Annotated in this window: 1 protein-coding gene; it reads right to left on the reverse strand. The window is 56.0% G+C overall.

Annotated features, from left to right (window positions below; genetic code table 11):
- On the reverse strand, positions 1-1,326 hold a 1,326-nt coding region (locus tag ACXJ5O_RS27145; protein WP_457302620.1), incomplete at both ends, for a PleD family two-component system response regulator.

Raw genomic sequence — 1,326 nt, forward strand, 5'->3', positions numbered from 1 at the left:
GGCCGACACAACGCGATTGCGTCCGGCAGCCTTTGCGCCATAGAGAGCGTCATCAGCACGCTTCAGCAGATTTTGCACAGTGTCTTCCTTGGATAGAACGCTGGCGATGCCGATGCTGATTGTCACAGGAGCGCCGGTCCCGTTTTGATTGACAACAAACGGCGTCGCTGCGACCTCGCGCCTGATGCGCTCGGCCACAACGGCAGCGAGCGCCGAATCGGTGTCCGGCATCACTATGAAAAACTCCTCGCCGCCATAGCGGCTCGCAAGATCGCTCCCGCGTACATTCCGTCGCAGACGCCTTGCAAATTCCCGCAACACTTCGTCCCCGCCGTCGTGACCATGCGTGTCATTTATCAGCTTGAACCGGTCGATATCGGTCATGAGAATGGACAAGGGCCGCCGACGTTCGACAGCGCGCTTGAATAGGGTTGCCAGATGCGTCTCAAGATAGAGACGATTATGCAAACCGGTCAGGCTATCCGTCACCGCCATTTCGTAGGTCTTTACAACGCTGGCGCGCAAACCATCGTGATAAGCTTTTCGTCGAAGCTGTGTGCGCAACCGCGCCAGCAATTCATTCGGGTTCAGCGGTCGCACCAGATAGTCGTTGACGCCCAATTCCAGGGCGCGCCGGATCAATGGCTCTTCACCCCGATCCGCCACAAGGATGATAGGCAGCGACCGCGTGTTGTCGAGCGACCGCAATTGCGCACAAATGCGCAGTGGGTCAAAATTTGCGAAGCTTGACGAAATGATCAGGCAATCATGGTCGCCTTGGATTGCGTCGAAGAATCCCGTTTGCGGGTCCGTTTGAACATCGACGACCCCTTCGTCGGCCAATATGCGCTGAATACGCTCGACGCTTTCGGGTCGTTCATCGATCAGAAGAACACGGGCGTTCTTGGCACTGCCCTCGCTGCCAATTGGGAACCGCAAGATCGACTCCAACCCAACATCGCGGGTAGTAGCAACACGTAACCGCAGCTCGTCGGTCAGGTTTTTCAACCGCACCAAGCTCTTCACGCGTGCAAGAAGTTGCAAGTCGTTTACGGGTTTGGTCAGGAAATCGTCAGCGCCGAAGTTCAATCCGGTAATGCGGTCTGTATCCTGATCCAGAGCTGTGACCAGCACCACAGGGATATGTGCGGTAGAGGCTTGCGACTTCAGCCTGCGGCAAACTTCGAAGCCGTCCAACCCTGGCATCATGATATCAAGCAGAATGAGGTCAACATTGCTGTTCTCGCATATCTCCAAGGCCTGATAGCCGTCCGATGCCGTGACGACTTCATAATATTCCGCGCTCAGACGTGCTTCGAGCAACTT

The sequence above is a fragment of the Phyllobacterium sp. P5_D12 genome (assembly GCF_054049495.1).